Origin of the sequence: Cronobacter sp. HA18006 (assembly GCF_011605445.1) — a bacterium.
GTDB classification, from domain to species: domain Bacteria; phylum Pseudomonadota; class Gammaproteobacteria; order Enterobacterales; family Enterobacteriaceae; genus Cronobacter; species Cronobacter sakazakii.
In genome coordinates this window covers 276,089-292,479 of sequence record NZ_JAANQB010000024.1, presented here as the reverse complement: position 1 = coordinate 292,479, position 16,391 = coordinate 276,089, and the positions used below count along the sequence as shown (strand labels likewise).

Genomic DNA, 16,391 nt, shown 5'->3' with positions numbered 1-16,391 from the left:
TTTCGCCTATGCTACAGCGGTTTTGTTACCAGGTCTTAAAGATGTCGCAGCCAAAAACCCCGTTACGCCGCAATGGTTTTACCTTCAAACAATTTTTCGTCGCGCACGACCGCTGTGCGATGAAAGTCGGTACTGATGGCATTCTCCTCGGGGCGTGGGCGCCGGTTGCGAAAGCGCAGCGTGTGCTGGATATCGGGGCAGGCAGCGGTTTGCTGACGCTGATGCTGGCGCAGCGCACGGAGGATACCGTGACGCTGGATGCCGTCGAGCTTGACGCCCAGGCCGCAGAGCAGGCGCGTGAAAACATTGATGCCTCGCCGTGGGCGGCGCGGATTCAGGTGCACAGCGCTGACATTCAGACCTGGACGCAGCAGCAAACGCAGCGTTACGAGCTTATCGTCAGCAATCCGCCTTATTATGACAAAGGCGTCGCCTGCGCCACGCCCGCCCGTGAACAGGCGCGCTACACTACAACGCTCGATCACGGAACGCTGCTCGCCTGTGCGGCACAGTTAATTACGGAAGAGGGGTTTTTCTGCGTGGTGTTGCCGGAAAGCAGCAGCGAAGCGTTCAGCCGTCTGGCCGGTGAACAAGGCTGGCATTTGCGGCTACGCACCGATGTGGCCGAAAATGCAGGAAAACTGCCGCACCGGGTGCTGTTGGCGTTTTCCCCGTCGCCCGGCGAATGCTTCTGTGATGATTTGCTGATCCGCGGGCCGGATCAACACTACTCACCGGCCTATTGCGCGCTCACGGAAGCTTTCTACCTGTTTATGTGAACCAGCGGGGCGAGCACCGACGGCCCGGATTCCGGCAACGTTTCCGGGTAATCCAGCGTGTAGTGCAGCCCGCGGCTCTCTTTGCGCATCATGGCGCAGCGGACGATAAGCTCCGCCACCTGAACCAGATTACGCAACTCCAGCAGATTGTTGGAGACGCGGAAGTTGGCGTAATACTCTTCTATCTCCTGCTGTAACATCGTAATGCGCCGCAGCGCGCGCTCCAGACGTTTGGTGGTGCGCACGATGCCCACGTAATCCCACATAAACAGGCGCAGCTCATGCCAGTTATGCTGCAATACCACCAGTTCGTCCGGGTGCTCCACGCGGCTTTCGTCCCAGGCGGGCAGGGTTTTGACCTCGCGCGCATAGGGCAGGCGCAGCCGGATATCTTCCGCCGCTGACCAGCCGTAAACCAGACACTCCAGCAGCGAATTCGAGGCCATACGATTCGCGCCGTGCAACCCGGTGTAGGTCACCTCGCCGATAGCGTAAAGCCCGTCGACGTCGGTGCGTCCGTGCTCATCGACCATTACGCCGCCGCAGGTGTAGTGCGCCGCGGGCACCACCGGCACCGGCTCTCGGGTGAGATCGATGCCAAGCCCCAGCAGCTTTTCATAAATCGTCGGGAAGTGCTGGCGGACAAACGCCTCCGGTTTGTGGCTGATGTCGAGATACATGCAGTCGGCGCCGAGACGTTTCATTTCATGGTCAATGGCGCGCGCCACGATATCGCGCGGTGCCAGTTCGGCGCGCTCGTCAAACTCCGGCATAAAGCGGGTGCCGTCAGGGCGTTTAAGATAAGCCCCTTCGCCGCGCAGCGCTTCGGTCAGCAGGAAATTGCGCGCCTGCGGATGAAACAGGGCGGTTGGATGGAACTGATTGAATTCGAGATTCGCAACGCGACAACCGGCGCGCCAGGCCATCGCGATGCCGTCGCCCGAGGCGATATCCGGGTTGGTCGTGTACTGATAGACTTTTGACGCACCGCCGGTGGCGAGCACCACGGCTTTCGCGCGACAGGTTCCCACTTCTTCTTTATTGCGGTTCCAGATCCAGGCACCTACCACGCGGCGCGTGCCCGGCAGACCGATTTTATCAGAGATAATCAAATCCACGGCGTTATGACGCTCAAGGATGCGGATATTCGGATGGCTTAACGCTTTATCTATCAGCGTCGTGGCAACAGCCTTACCGGTGGCATCCGCCGCATGCAGAATGCGGCGGTGGCTGTGGCCGCCTTCACGCGTGAGGTGGTAGCTCTCTTCGCCGTTCGACTGCACTTCAGTATCGAACAGCACGCCCTGATCGATAAGCCACTGCACGCAGTGGCGGGCATTACTGGCGACAAACTCGACGGCGCTGCGATCGCACAGGCCAGCGCCTGCAATCAGCGTGTCTTCTACGTGCGAGGCGATGCTGTCGGTTTCGTCAAAAACCGCGGCTATACCGCCCTGGGCATAAAAAGTGGAGCCTTCGCTCAACGGACCTTTGCTCAATACTATCACCTGGCTATGTTCCGCCAGGCGCAGCGCCAGTGAAAGGCCGGCGGCACCGCTGCCGACAATCAGCACATCACAGTGAAGTTCTGGTGTCTTATTCATTGTCGTGTTTAATTTACTAAACAAGGTTTGGCCAGCATAGCACCGTAATGCGAAATCAAACACGCTTTTTTTAATCTGCGTTGTAAACGCTAAACACGAGAGAGAGATTGTGACTTAACGCATAACCGCATACTCAAAACGCTGCGTACCGCCGCGCATCCTCAGGATTTAAAGGTGAAAAAATGGTGGTGTTGCGTTACCCTGCAAGCGGTCTGTGCAACAAAATACAGCCCTGGCAGGCCGTTATTCAGATTGTGAACATATAATGAGTAGAACTGGCGTTCGCCATTGCCGCACAAAAACAAAGGCGTAACGGAACTTTCCGGGCAACCGGCGCTCTAAGCTTCTGCTTGCTCACAGTGCAGAGTTCGGGTGGCATTTCGATTACGCGTGGAAATTCAGGTTTGGGGAGACATTACCTCGGATGAGCGAGCAGTTAACGGATCAGGTCCTTGTCGAACGGGTCCAGAAGGGAGATCAGAAAGCCTTTAACTTACTGGTCATTCGCTACCAGCATAAAGTGGCGAATCTGGTGTCCCGCTATGTCCCCTCAGGCGACGTCTCTGATGTTGTTCAGGAATCTTTTGTTAAAGCCTGGCGCGCGTTTGATTCTTTTCGCGGCGACAGCGCGTTTTATACCTGGCTCTACCGTATCGCCGTGAATACGGCAAAAAACTATTTAGTGGCTCAGGGCCGCCGTCCGCCGTCCAGTGATGTGGATGCCAACGAGGCGGAAAATTTCGAAAGTGGCGGCGCGTTGAAAGAAATTTCGAACCCAGAGAACTTAATGTTGTCTGAGGAACTGAGACAGATTGTATTCCGTACCATAGAGTCACTCCCGGAAGATTTACGCATGGCAATTACGTTGCGGGAGCTGGATGGCCTGAGCTATGAAGAGATAGCGGCTATTATGGATTGCCCGGTCGGTACGGTACGCTCCCGCATTTTCCGTGCGCGGGAAGCCATTGATAATAAAGTTCAACCGCTTATCAGGCGTTGACGATAGCGGGATACTGGAAAAGGTATTAAGCATGCAGAAAGAAAAACTTTCCGCTTTAATGGATGGGGAAGCACTGGACAGCGAATTGCTGAGCGCGGTCGAAAACGACAAAGCGTTACAGCAAACCTGGGAAAGCTATCACCTCATTCGCGATACCCTGCGCGGCGATACTGGCGAAACGCTTCATTTTGATATCTCCGCACGTGTCATGGCGGCGATCGAAAACGAGCCCGCCCGTCAGGCAGCGCCGCTCATCCCTGAATCACAGCCTGCGCCACAGCAGTGGAGCAAAATGCCGTTCTGGCAGAAAGTGCGGCCCTGGGCGAGTCAGCTCACGCAAGTCGGTATGGCCGCATGCGTATCGCTGGCGGTGATTGTCGGCGTTCAGCACTATAATGCGCAGCCTGATGCGAGCGCACAGCCGGAAGCGCCGGTGTTCAATACGCTGCCGATGATGGGTAAAGCCAGCCCGGTTAGCCTTGGCGTGCCGACAGCGGATAACAACGCCGCAGGCGGTCAGCCGCAGGTGCAGGAACAGCGTCGTCGCATCAACGCGATGTTGCAGGATTACGAACTGCAACGCCGCCTGCATGCCGAGCAGCTCCAGCTGGAGCAGTCGCAGACGCAGCAGGCCGCCTTACAAGTGCCTGGTAACCAGACTTTAGGAACTCAATCGCAGTAATGAAGCAACTTTGGTGCGCCGTCTCTCTTTTGACGGGCAGCCTGTTCGTTTCCTTCAACGCCTCGGCAGATGCATCGTCCGAGGCGTTGTTGCAGCAAATGAACCTGGCGAGCCAGTCACTCAACTACGAGCTTTCATTTGTCAGCATCAACAAGCAGGGTGTGGAATCTTTACGCTATCGCCACGCCAGGCTCGACAATAAGCCCCTCGCGCAGTTATTGCAGCTGGACGGCCCGCGTCGCGAAGTCGTGCAGCGTGGTTCGGAAATCAGCTATTTCGAGCCAGGGCTTGAGCCGTTTACCCTGAACGGCGATTTCATCGTCGATTCACTGCCGTCGCTGGTTTACACCGATTTCCGCCGCCTTGCGCCGTATTACGATTTTATCTCCGTCGGGCGCACCCGCATTGCCGACCGGCTTTGCGAAGTCATCCGCGTGGTGGCGCGCGATGGCACCCGTTATGGTTATATCGCATGGGTAGACAGCGAAACGCGTCTGCCAATGCGTGTCGATTTGCTGGATCGCGATGGCGAAACGCTGGAGCAGTTCCGCGTCGTCTCTTTTACGGTGAACGATAAGCCCGGCACGATGATGCAGAATCTGGCGAAGGCCTCGCTGCCGCCGCTGCTCTCGGTACCGTCGGGCGATAATGCTAAATTTGGCTGGTCAGCGTCGTGGTTGCCGCAGGGCTTTGCTGAAATCTCCAGCAGCCGCCGGCCGCTGCCGGGTATCGATTCGCCGGTGGAGTCGCGGCTCTATTCTGACGGGCTCTTTAGCTTCTCGATTAACGTCAGCCGCGCCAGCGCTAACAGCAGCGAACAGATGCTGCGCACTGGCAGACGCACCGTCAGCACCGAAGTGCGCAATAATGCTGAAATCACAGTAGTAGGCGAGCTGCCGCCGCCGACGGCGAAGCGCATCGCGAGTAGTATTACCTTCAGGGCATCTCAATGATTAAAGAGTGGGCCACGGTCGTGTCGTGGCAAGACGGCGAAGCCGTACTCAGTTGCGACGTTAAAGCGTCCTGTAGCAGCTGCGCGTCTCGCGCTGGTTGCGGCACGCGTGTGCTGAATAAGCTGGGGCCGCAGAATACGCACTATATCAACGTACCGAGCGAGCAGCCGCTGGTAGCCGGACAGAAAGTGGAGCTGGGCATCGCCGAAGGCAGCCTGCTGGGCTCCGCGATGCTGGTCTATCTCTCTCCGCTGGTGGGGCTGTTTATCATGGCCGGTGTCTTCCAGGCGCTCTTTGGCTCCGATCTCGCTGCAATGTGCGGCGCGGCGCTGGGCGGCGTGGGCGGTTTTCTGCTGGCGCGCGGTTTGTCGCCGAAATTCGCCTCCCGTGAAAGCTGGCAGCCGGTCATTCTCAGCGTCGGGCTTCCGCCCGATGCGCTGCGCGTTGAAACGTCTCCTTCCTCAGACAGCCGGTAAGCGCCGGCTGCGTGTTTTACGCCTCCTTTCCCGATGATTTTCATTCGCCGTCTATGCTTACCTGAGACGCAGTTTCCCCGCTTTCTGGTTGTAGTGTAGAATGCAGCGTTTCAGGCATAAGACAGCCAGAGACATCATGCTCAGTACCGCGCGTTGCGCCGAGCCTCTCAGGATTTATAAGGCATAAAAATCTCGCTATATGAAGAACATACGCAACTTTTCGATCATCGCTCACATCGACCACGGTAAATCGACGCTGTCTGACCGTATTATTCAAATTTGCGGCGGCCTTTCCGATCGCGAAATGGAAGCGCAGGTGCTGGATTCCATGGATCTGGAGCGCGAGCGCGGCATTACCATTAAAGCCCAGAGCGTGACGCTGGACTACAAAGCCTCTGACGGCGAAACCTACCAGCTTAACTTTATCGATACCCCCGGCCACGTTGACTTCTCCTATGAAGTTTCCCGCTCTCTCGCCGCGTGCGAAGGCGCGCTGCTGGTGGTTGACGCAGGCCAGGGCGTGGAAGCGCAAACGCTCGCCAACTGCTATACCGCGATCGAAATGGATCTCGAAGTGGTGCCGGTACTGAACAAAATTGACCTGCCTGCCGCCGATCCTGAGCGCGTGGCAGAAGAGATCGAAGATATCGTCGGCATCGACGCTACCGACGCGGTGCGCTGTTCGGCGAAAACCGGCGTGGGCGTGCAGGATGTGCTGGAACGTCTGGTGCGCGACATTCCGCCGCCGGAAGGCGATCCGGATGCCCCGTTACAGGCGCTGATTATCGATTCCTGGTTCGATAACTATCTCGGCGTCGTGTCACTTATTCGCGTGAAAAACGGCACCCTGCGCAAGGGCGACAAAGTGAAAGTCATGAGCACCGGCCAGACGTACAACGCTGACCGTCTCGGGATTTTCACGCCGAAGCAAATCGACCGCACCGAGCTGAAATGCGGCGAGGTGGGCTGGCTGGTGTGCGCGATTAAAGACATTCTCGGCGCGCCGGTGGGCGATACCCTGACGCTCGCCCGTAACCCGGCGGAAAAAGCGCTGCCTGGCTTTAAGAAAGTGAAGCCGCAGGTTTACGCGGGCCTCTTCCCGGTCAGCTCTGACGATTACGAGTCCTTCCGTGACGCGCTTGGCAAACTGAGCCTGAACGACGCCTCGCTGTTCTACGAGCCGGAAAGCTCGACGGCGCTGGGCTTCGGCTTCCGCTGCGGCTTCCTCGGCCTGCTGCACATGGAAATCATCCAGGAGCGTCTGGAGCGCGAATACGATCTCGACCTCATCACCACGGCGCCGACCGTTGTGTATGAAGTGCAGATGACCAATAACGAAGTGGTCTATGTCGACAGCCCGTCCAAGCTGCCGCCGTTAAACAACATTCAGGAACTGCGCGAGCCTATCGCCGAGTGTCACATGCTGCTGCCGCAGGAATATCTCGGCAACGTCATCACGCTGTGCGTTGAAAAACGCGGCGTGCAGACCAACATGGTGTATCACGGCAACCAGGTTGCGCTGACCTATGAAATTCCGATGGCGGAAGTAGTGCTCGACTTCTTCGATCGCCTGAAGTCCACCTCCCGCGGTTACGCGTCGCTGGATTACAACTTCAAACGCTTCCAGGCCTCAAACATGGTGCGTGTCGACGTGCTGATCAACGGCGAGCGCGTCGATGCGCTGGCGCTGATCACCCACAACGACAACGCGCCGTACCGCGGTCGCGAGCTGGTGGAGAAGATGAAAGATCTGATCCCGCGCCAGCAGTTCGATATCGCCATTCAGGCGGCCATCGGCAACCACATTATTGCCCGCTCCACAGTGAAACAGCTGCGTAAAAACGTGCTGGCAAAATGCTACGGCGGCGACGTCAGCCGTAAGAAAAAGCTGTTGCAGAAACAGAAAGAGGGTAAAAAACGCATGAAGCAGGTCGGTAACGTCGAGCTGCCGCAGGAAGCGTTCCTCGCCATTCTGCACGTTGGGAAAGACGGTAAATAACCTAAGGAGTTGGCATGGCGAATATGTTTGCCCTGATCCTGGTCATCGCAACGCTGGTGACGGGCATCTTGTGGTGCGTGGATAAATTTATCTTCGCGCCGAAGCGTCGCGAGCGCGCGGCGCTTGCCGCCGCGGATGCGCAGGACGCGGGCGCGTCGAAGAAAGCAGGCCCGAAACCGGGCTGGCTGGAAACCGGCGCGTCGATATTTCCGGTTCTGGCGGTGGTTCTGGTGGTGCGCTCGTTTATTTATGAGCCGTTCCAGATCCCGTCTGGCTCCATGATGCCGACGCTGCTTATCGGCGATTTTATCCTCGTGGAGAAATTCGCCTACGGCATCAAAGATCCGATTTACCAGAAAACACTTATCGAAACCGGGCATCCGAAGCGCGGTGATATCGCCGTGTTTAAATATCCGGGCGATCCGCGCCTTGACTACATCAAGCGCGTGGTTGGTCTGCCGGGTGATAAAGTCAGCTACGATCCGGTCGCGAAAGAGGTGACCGTCCAGCCGAACTGCAGCTCAGGCCAGGCGTGCGCAAACGCGCTGCCTATTACCTATTCGAACGTCGAGCCGAGCGATTTCGTGCAGACCTTTGGCCGTCAGAACGGCGGCGAGGCGAGTAGCGGTTTCTTCCAGGTGCCGAAAAACGAAAGCAAAGACGGCGGTATTCGCCTGACCGAGCGTAAGGAAACCTTAGGCGACGTCACGCACCGCATTCTCACGGTGCCTATCGCGCAGGATCAGGTCGGTATTTACTACCGTCAGCAGGGCCAGCAGACCGGTACCTGGATTGTTCCGCCGGGCCACTACTTCATGATGGGCGACAACCGCGATAACAGCGCCGACAGCCGTTACTGGGGCTTCGTCCCGGAGGCGAATCTGGTGGGTAAAGCGACCGCTATCTGGATGAGTTTCGAGAAGCAGGAAGGTGAATGGCCGACAGGCGTGCGCCTGAATCGAATCGGCGGCATTCATTAACGAATTAAATCTGTTGGAACTAACGACATCCCCTGTCGTTGTGTATAGAATATTCCCCCGACGATTTCCGGCTGGCTCCCGCAAGGGAGCCACGGCACACGAAACAGCTTTGAACCCCATCAGCCCTGTTCCGTGTGCTGAATTTTTGACGCATTCATTAATTGGTATCGCATGAACCCCATCGTAATTAATCGGCTTCAGCGAAAGCTGGGCTACACTTTTCATCATCAGGATCTGTTGCAGCAGGCATTAACGCATCGCAGTGCCAGCAGCAAACATAATGAGCGTCTGGAGTTTCTGGGTGACTCCATTTTAAGTTTCGTGATTGCGAACGCGCTGTATCACCGTTTTCCGCGTGTCGACGAAGGCGACATGAGTCGTATGCGTGCAACGCTTGTGCGCGGCAATACGCTCGCCGAAATCGCACGTGAATTTGAGCTGGGCGAGTGCCTGCGTCTTGGGCCGGGCGAGCTGAAAAGCGGCGGTTTTCGTCGCGAATCGATTCTTGCCGATACCGTTGAAGCCTTAATTGGCGGCGTGTTCCTCGACAGCGATATCCAGACCGTTGAGCGCTTAATTCTCACCTGGTATCAAACGCGTCTGGATGAAATTAGTCCGGGCGATAAACAAAAAGATCCGAAAACGCGTCTGCAGGAATATCTGCAGGGGCGCCATCTGCCGCTGCCGTCTTACCTGGTGGTGCAGGTGCGTGGGGAAGCTCACGATCAGGAATTTACTATCCACTGCCAGGTAAGTGGCCTGAGCGAACCGGTGGTCGGCACGGGTTCCAGCCGCCGCAAAGCGGAGCAGGCAGCCGCTGAGCAGGCGCTGAAAAAACTGGAGCTGGAATGAGCGAAACCAAAACGTACTGCGGATTTATCGCCATCGTTGGCCGCCCGAACGTCGGGAAATCAACGCTGCTGAACAAACTGCTCGGGCAGAAAATCTCGATTACTTCCCGTAAAGCGCAAACCACGCGCCACCGTATCGTAGGCATTCACACCGAAGGCGAGTATCAGGCGATTTACGTCGATACCCCCGGCCTGCATATGGAAGAGAAACGCGCCATTAACCGCCTGATGAACAAGGCGGCCAGCAGCTCTATCGGCGACGTCGAGCTGGTGATTTTCGTGGTCGAAGGCACCCGCTGGACGCCGGACGACGAAATGGTGCTGAACAAACTGCGCGAAGGCAAAGCGCCGGTCATTCTGGCTATCAACAAAGTCGACAACGTGCAGGACAAAGCGGAGCTGCTGCCGCATTTACAATTCCTGGGAAGCCAGATGAATTTCCTCGATATCGTGCCGATCTCCGCGGAAACCGGTATGAATGTGGATACTATCGCGGCGATTGTGCGCAAGCATCTGCCAGAAGCGATTCACCACTTCCCGGAAGATTACATCACTGACCGCTCGCAGCGCTTTATGGCCTCTGAAATCATCCGTGAAAAACTGATGCGTTTCTTGGGCGCTGAGCTGCCGTATTCGGTGACGGTCGAAATCGAGCGTTTCGTGACTAACGAGCGCGGCGGTTACGACATCAACGGGCTGATCCTCGTTGAGCGCGAAGGGCAGAAGAAAATGGTGATTGGCAATAAAGGCGCCAAAATCAAAACCATCGGCATCGAAGCGCGTAAGGACATGCAGGACATGTTCGAAGCGCCGGTGCATCTGGAGCTGTGGGTCAAAGTGAAATCGGGCTGGGCCGACGATGAGCGCGCCCTGCGCAGTCTCGGTTACGTTGACGATCTCTAAGGCCGCCTGATGGAAGGCTGGCAGCGTGCCTTTGTGCTCCACGCGCGTCCGTGGAGCGAAACCAGCCTGATTATCGATCTTTTCAGCGAAGAATCCGGCCGCGTGCGCGTGGTCGCCAAAGGCGCGCGCCGCAAACGTTCTAATCTCAAAGGCGCGCTGCAGCCGTTTACCCCGCTGCTGGTGCGCTGGAGCGGGCGCGGCGACGTTAAAAACCTCACCAGCGCCGAAGCCGTTTCGCTCGCGCTTCCGCTTTCCGGCATTACGCTTTACAGCGGCCTGTACGTTAACGAACTGGTCGCGCGCGTGCTGGAGCCGGAAACCCGCTTTTCCGAACTCTTCTTCGATTACCTGCACTGCATTCAGGCGCTGGCGGGTGCCAGCGGATCGCCGGAGCCTGCGCTGCGTCGCTTTGAGCTCGCGCTGCTCGGGCATCTCGGCTACGGCGTCGATTTTCTGCACTGCGCGGGCACCGGCGATGAAGTCGATGACGCCATGACGTACCGTTACCGCGAAGAGAAGGGCTTTATCGCAAGCCTGGTTATCGACAATACCTCCTTTACCGGCCGCCAGCTCAAAGCGCTCGCCACCCGCGAATTCCCCGATGTTGACACCCTGCGCGCCGCCAAGCGTTTCACGCGTATGGCGCTCAAACCGTATCTTGGCGGCAAACCGTTAAAGAGCCGCGAGCTGTTTCGCCAGTTTGTGCCTAAAAAACGTCCGCTTCCGCCGGAAGGCGAAACCGCCTGACCGCGCAACCATAGCCAGCCTTTCCCGACCAGGTGTAAACTGCCTGCACTTTTTGTCGATTTACGAGGATTGTCATGGCTGAATTGCTGTTAGGGGTTAACATCGACCACATCGCCACGCTGCGTAACGCCCGCGGCACGGCTTATCCGGACCCGGTACAGGCGGCGTTTATCGCCGAACAGGCAGGCGCGGATGGCATCACGGTTCACCTGCGCGAAGATCGCCGTCATATCACCGATCGCGATGTGCGTATCCTGCGCCAGACACTCCACACCCGTATGAACCTTGAGATGGCCGTCACCGAAGAGATGCTGGCCATCGCCTGCGAGACAAAACCGCATTTCTGCTGCCTGGTGCCGGAGAAGCGTCAGGAAGTGACCACCGAAGGCGGGCTCGATGTCGCAGGCCAGCTCGATAAAATGCGCGACGCCTGCCAGCGTCTGGCGGCGGCGGGTATTCTGGTGTCGCTGTTTATCGACGCCGATAACGCGCAGATTGACGCAGCGGTCGCCGTCGGCGCGCCGTACATTGAAATCCACACCGGCTGCTATGCGGATGCCGAAGACGACGCCACCCGCGCGCGCGAGCTTGAGCGTATCGCGAAAGCCGCCACCTACGCCGCGAGCAAGGGCCTCAAAGTGAACGCCGGACACGGGCTGACGTATCACAACGTGCAGGCAATTGCTGCGCTGCCGGAAATGCATGAGCTGAATATCGGCCACGCGATTATCGGGCGCGCCGTGATGAGCGGCCTGAAAGAGGCGGTGTCTGAGATGAAACGCCTGATGCTGGAAGCGCGTCGCTAATGGCGATTCTGGGGCTCGGTACCGATATCGTGGAGATCGACCGCATCGAGGCGGTTATCTCCCGCTCAGGCGACCGGCTGGCGAAGCGAGTCCTGAGCGCGAACGAATGGGCGCAGTATCAGGCGCACCAGCAGCCGGTGCGCTTTCTGGCAAAGCGCTTCGCGGTGAAAGAGGCGGCGGCAAAAGCCTTCGGCACCGGCATCCGCAACGGGCTGGCGTTTAATCAGTTTGAAGTGTTTAACGACGAGCTGGGAAAACCGAAGCTGCGGCTGTGGGATGAGGCTGAACGGCTGGCGGCGCGGATGGGCGTGACGTCCGTTCACGTCACGCTTGCTGACGAACGGCACTACGCCTGTGCCACGGTAATTATCGAAAGCTAGATCTTATCGGCATGATGGAGCAGCACGAATTTATCCCACAGCTGCTCTTCATTCTCTGCATGCGCCGGATCCTTAATAATCGTGTTGGGGATCGGGCACACTTTCTGACAGGTGGGCGTCTCGTAATGCCCCACGCATTCTGTGCAACGGCTGGTATCAATCTGGTAGATGTTGTCTCCCATTGAGATAGCCTCGTTCGGGCACTCCGGCTCGCACATGTCACAGTTGATACATTTTTTAGTGATTAGCAGCGCCATCAGGAAAATCTCAGAAACAACACAAACAGGGCGGGCATTATACGCCCATTTGTTACTCAGACCAGTTTTTTTACCAGCGCCTCGCTGTGACGAATGCGCTCCGGGGCTTTCTCCAGATCCTGCTGCACCAGCGCCATAAACAGCAGATCCGCGAGCATCATCTGGGCGGAAGTAGAGGAGATTGCCGCGCTGCGCGTCGCCTGCTCTTCGGCGATCGTATAAAGGCACTGCGTCGCGCGCTGTTGCAGCGCGTTCGGCGTAAAACCAGTGATGGCGAGAATGCGTGCGCCCACGCGCAGCGCTTCGTCGGCAGCGAGATTGATTTCGCGCCGCTCGCCGGAGTAAGAAAGCGCCACCAGCAAATCTTCCGGCTCCATCGCCTGCACGGTGGCCAGCAGCGCGTGCATATCCTGTTCGGCAACGGCATTAAGGCCAATTTTCATCAGCTTCCAGGAGAAATTTTTCGCGACCAGCCCTGACGCGCCGATGCCGGTCAGCACTATGCGCCGCGCGTTGCGCAGCAGCCCGACGCTCGCCAGCAGTTTCTCTTCCGGGTTGATATCCAGCGACGCATGCATCGCCGCGACATTCTCTTTAATGAGCTTTTCACCAACCAGGCGCAGCGGGTCGTCGCCCAGGATCTCGTTATGTACCGCCACCGAGTGAATGTTGCTCTGGCTCGCGAGCGCTTCGCTGATGGCGAGTTTCAGCGCCGGGAAGCCTTTATAACCGAGCTTCTGTGAAAACTTCACCACGCTCGACTGGCTGACGCCCGCTTCCGCCGCCAGCTGCTGCGAGCTTAAATGACGAGCGTAGTCGGGGAACTGAAGCAAAAAGTCGGCAAGTTTTCGGTCGCTTTGCGCCAGCGTCGGGTATCGCTGGCGGATAAGGATCAGGGTATTCATCAACGCCTCCGGCTGGATTAAGTGTGATCGGCTTTTCAATGCCGGGAAATTTACTCGCCACTTTGAATTTTATATTCCATTATAGCGCCATCATTATGAATTAAAAATTCAGAGGTGCAATATGAATCTTGGCTCGCTGGTCTCAGAAACCCGCAATCCCGATACCCTGGATCTCGACGCGCTCCCGACGCTTGAGATGCTGAGGCGTTTTAACGAAGAAGACAAGCGGGTAGCGCACGCCGTCAGTGAAACGCTGCCGGAGGTCGCGAAAGCGGTGGATGCGGCGGCCGCGGCGCTTACCTGCGGCGGGCGGCTTATCTATATGGGGGCAGGCACCAGCGGGCGTCTTGGCGTACTGGACGCCTCGGAATGCCCGCCAACGTTCGGCGTGCCGCATGGCGTGGTGGTCGGGCTTATCGCAGGCGGCCCCGGCGCGCTGCTGAAAGCCGTCGAAGGCGCGGAAGATAACGCGCAGCTTGGCGAAGACGATCTTAAAGCCATTGGGCTTAACGCGCGCGATATGGTGGTAGGGCTGGCAGCCTCCGGGCGCACGCCGTATGTCATCGGCGGCCTGAAGTACGCCCGCGCGCTGGGTTGCGCGACGGCGGCCATCTCCTGCAACCCCGGCTCGCCGATAGCCGAAGCGGCGGAAATCGCCATTTCGCCCGTGGTCGGCCCGGAGGCGCTCACTGGCTCCACGCGCCTGAAATCCGGTACTGCGCAGAAGCTCGTCCTTAATATGATCTCCACCGGCGCAATGGTGAAGTGCGGCAAGGTCTACCAGAACCTGATGGTGGATATGAAAGCGACCAATGTCAAACTGGTGGATCGCGCCTGCCGGATGGTGATGGAAGCGACGGGTGTGACGCGTGAAGAGGCCGAAGCGGTGCTCACGCAGACCGAGTACGAGGTGAAACCCGCCATTTTAATGGTGCTGACCGGGCTGGACGCGCAGGCTGCCCACGCGCGTCTCGCGGCGCATAACGGCTTTTTAAGAGCGGCGTTGCAGCCGTAAGGGGACGTAACGTATGGAAAAATCGGTGACGCTCGCCACGCAAATCCTCAAAGGCGTGGGCGGTGAAGGCAACATTTTACGGCTGGAAAATTGCATGACGCGCGTGCGTCTGGAGCTGCGCGACGAGAGTCTGATGGATCTCCCGGCGCTGAAGGCGCTGCCAGGCATCAGCGGTTATGTGAAGCAGGGCGAACAGCATCAGCTCATTGCCGGCCCCGGACGCGCCGCGCAAATCGTCGATGCGATGCGCGCGCAGATGCAGGGCGCGACGTCCACCGAACCGGCGATTGACGACGCCGCACGCACGAAAGCTCAGGCGAAAGCGCGCTATAAAGCGCCGATGAGCGATGCGCTGCGTCAGCTTGCGAACGTGTTTATTCCGCTGATCCCGGCGTTTATCGCCTCGGGCCTGATTACCGGGATTATCAATATCCTCAAACGCCCGGATATCGTCGGCGGCTTCGCCATCAGTTATCCCAACCTGCTGGGGTTGCTTGGCGTTTTCGGCAGCGCCGTGTTTGCCATCATGAACATTCTGGTCGGCGTTAACGCCGCGCGGGTATTCGGCGGCTCGGTGGCGATGGGCGGCGTCATGGCGGGTATTCTCTCCAGCCCGCAGCTGGCACAGATTACGCTCTTCGGCGAGCCGTTACAGCCGGGACGCGGCGGCGTTATCGCCGTGCTGCTGGTGGTGATGTTGATGTGCTGGCTTGAGAAAAAGCTGCGTAATCTGCTGCCGGTGTCGGTGGAGCTTATCCTGAACCCGCTCCTGACAACACTGATTACTGGCACCATCGCTATTGTGGCGCTGCAACCGCTCGGCGGCTGGGTCTCGGAAACCATCGCGCATGGCGCGTCGCTCGCTATCGATAAAGGCGGGCTGCTGGTGGGCGCGGTGCTGGCGGGCACGTTTTTACCGCTGGTGCTGACGGGCCTGCATCAGGGGCTGGTGCCCATTCACGTTGAACTGGTTCAGGCGCACGGCTATAACGCGCTCTTTCCCATCCTCGCGATGGCGGGCGTGGGGCAGATCGGCGCGTCGCTGGCGGTGCTGCTGAAAACCCGTAACGCGCGCCTCAAAAAGGTGATTAAAGGCGCGCTGCCGGTCGGTCTGCTCGGTATCGGCGAGCCGCTGATTTTCGGCGTGACGCTGCCGCTTGGCAAGCCGTTTATCGGCGCGTGTCTTGGCGGGGCGGCAGGCGGCGCGATTATCAGCTACTTTAAAGTGGCGACGGTCATCACTTTTGGCATCTCCGGGCTACCGCTGGCGCTTACCATCGTGACCGGAAAAGTGATGCTCTATCTGTTAGGCTATCTGGTAGCGGTGATCGCCGGTTTTCTATTTACGTGGTTCCTGGGCTTTAACGATCCAGAGGAGTAAGGTTTGGCCAATAACGAGCGTCGGGTGGTGTTTTTCGATCTGGATGGCACATTGCATCAACAGGATATGTTCGGCACTTTTATGCGCTATCTGCTGCGGCGTCAGCCGCTTAACCTGCTGCTGGTTATTCCTCTGCTGCCCGTTATCCTGGGCGGGCTGTTAATCAAAGGGCGCGCCGCCCGCTGGCCGATGAGCCTCTTGCTCTGGGGTTGTACCTTCGGTCACAGCGAGGCGCGTCTGAAAACGCTGGAAAAAGCTTTCGCCGACTGGTTTCGCACCCATGTCGTCACCTTTCCGGTGGTGCATGAGCGCCTGACCGGTTACCTCACCAGCACCGATGCCGACGTCTGGCTCATCACCGGCTCCCCGCAGACGCTGGTAGAACAGGTTTATTACGATACCCCGTGGCTGCCGCGCGTGAATGTCATCGCCAGCCAAATGGAGCGCCGCTTTGGTGGCTGGGTACTGACGCTGCGCTGCCTCGGCCATGAAAAAGTAGCGCAGCTGGAGCGCCAGATTGGCACGCCGCTGCGTCTCTACAGTGGCTACAGCGACAGCAAGCAAGATAACCCGCTGCTTTACTTCTGCCAGCACCGCTGGCGCGTCACCCCGCAGGGGCAGCTCCAGCAGCTCGAATAAGGCGCGTTTCGCAACCCATAAACGGTGTGTATAA

At 58.1% G+C, this 16,391-nt stretch carries 18 protein-coding genes; 15 read left to right on the top strand and 3 right to left on the bottom strand.

Annotation, left to right across the window (positions count from 1 at the left end; genetic code table 11):
- Positions 1–41 precede the first annotated feature (41 nt).
- Positions 42–779: a tRNA1(Val) (adenine(37)-N6)-methyltransferase gene (locus G9X48_RS19370; RefSeq protein WP_097641684.1), complete on the top strand. Its 738-nt coding sequence runs from the start codon at positions 42–44 to the stop codon at positions 777–779.
- Here the strand turns inward: G9X48_RS19370 and nadB are convergent.
- Positions 764–2,383, bottom strand: a complete 1,620-nt coding sequence (nadB, locus tag G9X48_RS19365; protein WP_105629531.1) for an L-aspartate oxidase — start codon at positions 2,381–2,383, stop codon at positions 764–766. The two genes, G9X48_RS19370 and nadB, sit on opposite strands and share 16 nt — an antisense overlap.
- 424 nt (positions 2,384–2,807) lie before the next feature.
- On the opposite strand from nadB, the gene rpoE reads away from it, so the two are divergent.
- From rpoE to acpS, 11 genes are all read left to right on the top strand, one after another.
- Complete coding sequence (gene rpoE, locus G9X48_RS19360) at positions 2,808–3,383, top strand: RNA polymerase sigma factor RpoE (RefSeq protein ID WP_004387373.1); 576 nt, start codon at positions 2,808–2,810, stop codon at positions 3,381–3,383.
- A gap of 31 nt (positions 3,384–3,414) precedes the next feature.
- Complete coding sequence (rseA, locus tag G9X48_RS19355) at positions 3,415–4,065, top strand: anti-sigma-E factor RseA (RefSeq protein ID WP_004387374.1); 651 nt, start codon at positions 3,415–3,417, stop codon at positions 4,063–4,065.
- Entirely contained in the window at positions 4,065–5,018 is a 954-nt protein-coding gene (gene rseB / locus G9X48_RS19350) for a sigma-E factor regulatory protein RseB (RefSeq protein ID WP_063264184.1), read from the top strand. The genes rseA and rseB overlap by 1 nt, the downstream gene beginning before the upstream one ends.
- A complete protein-coding gene (gene rseC / locus G9X48_RS19345; RefSeq protein WP_097641685.1) occupies positions 5,015–5,494 on the top strand; it encodes a SoxR-reducing system protein RseC in 480 nt (159 codons plus the stop codon). The genes rseB and rseC overlap by 4 nt, the downstream gene beginning before the upstream one ends.
- 199 nt (positions 5,495–5,693) lie before the next feature.
- Positions 5,694–7,493 (top strand): translation elongation factor 4, encoded by a 1,800-nt coding sequence (lepA, locus tag G9X48_RS19340; protein WP_004387377.1) that lies wholly within the window; start codon positions 5,694–5,696, stop codon positions 7,491–7,493.
- Positions 7,494–7,507: 14 nt separating this feature from the next.
- Positions 7,508–8,473: a signal peptidase I gene (lepB, locus tag G9X48_RS19335; RefSeq protein WP_004387378.1), complete on the top strand. Its 966-nt coding sequence runs from the start codon at positions 7,508–7,510 to the stop codon at positions 8,471–8,473.
- A gap of 171 nt (positions 8,474–8,644) precedes the next feature.
- Positions 8,645–9,325, top strand: coding sequence for a ribonuclease III (gene rnc, locus G9X48_RS19330; protein WP_004387379.1), 681 nt, complete (start codon positions 8,645–8,647; stop codon positions 9,323–9,325).
- Positions 9,322–10,227, top strand: a complete 906-nt coding sequence (gene era, locus G9X48_RS19325; protein ID WP_004387381.1) for a GTPase Era — start codon at positions 9,322–9,324, stop codon at positions 10,225–10,227. The genes rnc and era overlap by 4 nt, the downstream gene beginning before the upstream one ends.
- A gap of 9 nt (positions 10,228–10,236) precedes the next feature.
- Complete coding sequence (gene recO, locus G9X48_RS19320) at positions 10,237–10,974, top strand: DNA repair protein RecO (RefSeq protein ID WP_004387382.1); 738 nt, start codon at positions 10,237–10,239, stop codon at positions 10,972–10,974.
- Between the two features lie 74 nt (positions 10,975–11,048).
- Positions 11,049–11,780, top strand: a complete 732-nt coding sequence (gene pdxJ / locus G9X48_RS19315; protein WP_004387383.1) for a pyridoxine 5'-phosphate synthase — start codon at positions 11,049–11,051, stop codon at positions 11,778–11,780.
- A complete protein-coding gene (gene acpS, locus G9X48_RS19310) occupies positions 11,780–12,160 on the top strand; it encodes a holo-ACP synthase (protein WP_004387384.1) in 381 nt (126 codons plus the stop codon). Before pdxJ ends, acpS begins: the two co-directional genes overlap by 1 nt.
- Here the strand turns inward: acpS and G9X48_RS19305 are convergent.
- Together G9X48_RS19305 and G9X48_RS19300 are read right to left on the bottom strand one after the other, a co-directional pair.
- Positions 12,157–12,417, bottom strand: a complete 261-nt coding sequence (locus G9X48_RS19305; RefSeq protein ID WP_004387385.1) for a YfhL family 4Fe-4S dicluster ferredoxin — start codon at positions 12,415–12,417, stop codon at positions 12,157–12,159. The genes acpS and G9X48_RS19305 overlap by 4 nt on opposite strands.
- 56 nt (positions 12,418–12,473) lie before the next feature.
- On the bottom strand, positions 12,474–13,322 hold the full coding sequence (locus G9X48_RS19300; protein ID WP_004387386.1) for a MurR/RpiR family transcriptional regulator: 849 nt from the start codon (positions 13,320–13,322) through the stop codon (positions 12,474–12,476).
- A 121-nt stretch (positions 13,323–13,443) separates the two neighbouring features.
- Here G9X48_RS19300 and murQ point away from each other — a divergent pair, with 121 nt between their 5' ends.
- The 3 genes from murQ to yfhb are packed head-to-tail and all read left to right on the top strand — an operon-like array spanning position 13,444 to position 16,357.
- Positions 13,444–14,337 (top strand): N-acetylmuramic acid 6-phosphate etherase, encoded by an 894-nt coding sequence (murQ, locus tag G9X48_RS19295; protein ID WP_004387387.1) that lies wholly within the window; start codon positions 13,444–13,446, stop codon positions 14,335–14,337.
- A 13-nt stretch (positions 14,338–14,350) separates the two neighbouring features.
- Positions 14,351–15,718: a PTS transporter subunit EIIC gene (locus G9X48_RS19290; protein ID WP_097641686.1), complete on the top strand. Its 1,368-nt coding sequence runs from the start codon at positions 14,351–14,353 to the stop codon at positions 15,716–15,718.
- Positions 15,719–15,721: 3 nt separating this feature from the next.
- A complete protein-coding gene (yfhb, locus tag G9X48_RS19285; RefSeq protein WP_004387389.1) occupies positions 15,722–16,357 on the top strand; it encodes a phosphatidylglycerophosphatase C in 636 nt (211 codons plus the stop codon).
- The last annotated feature ends 34 nt before the right edge of the window (positions 16,358–16,391 follow it).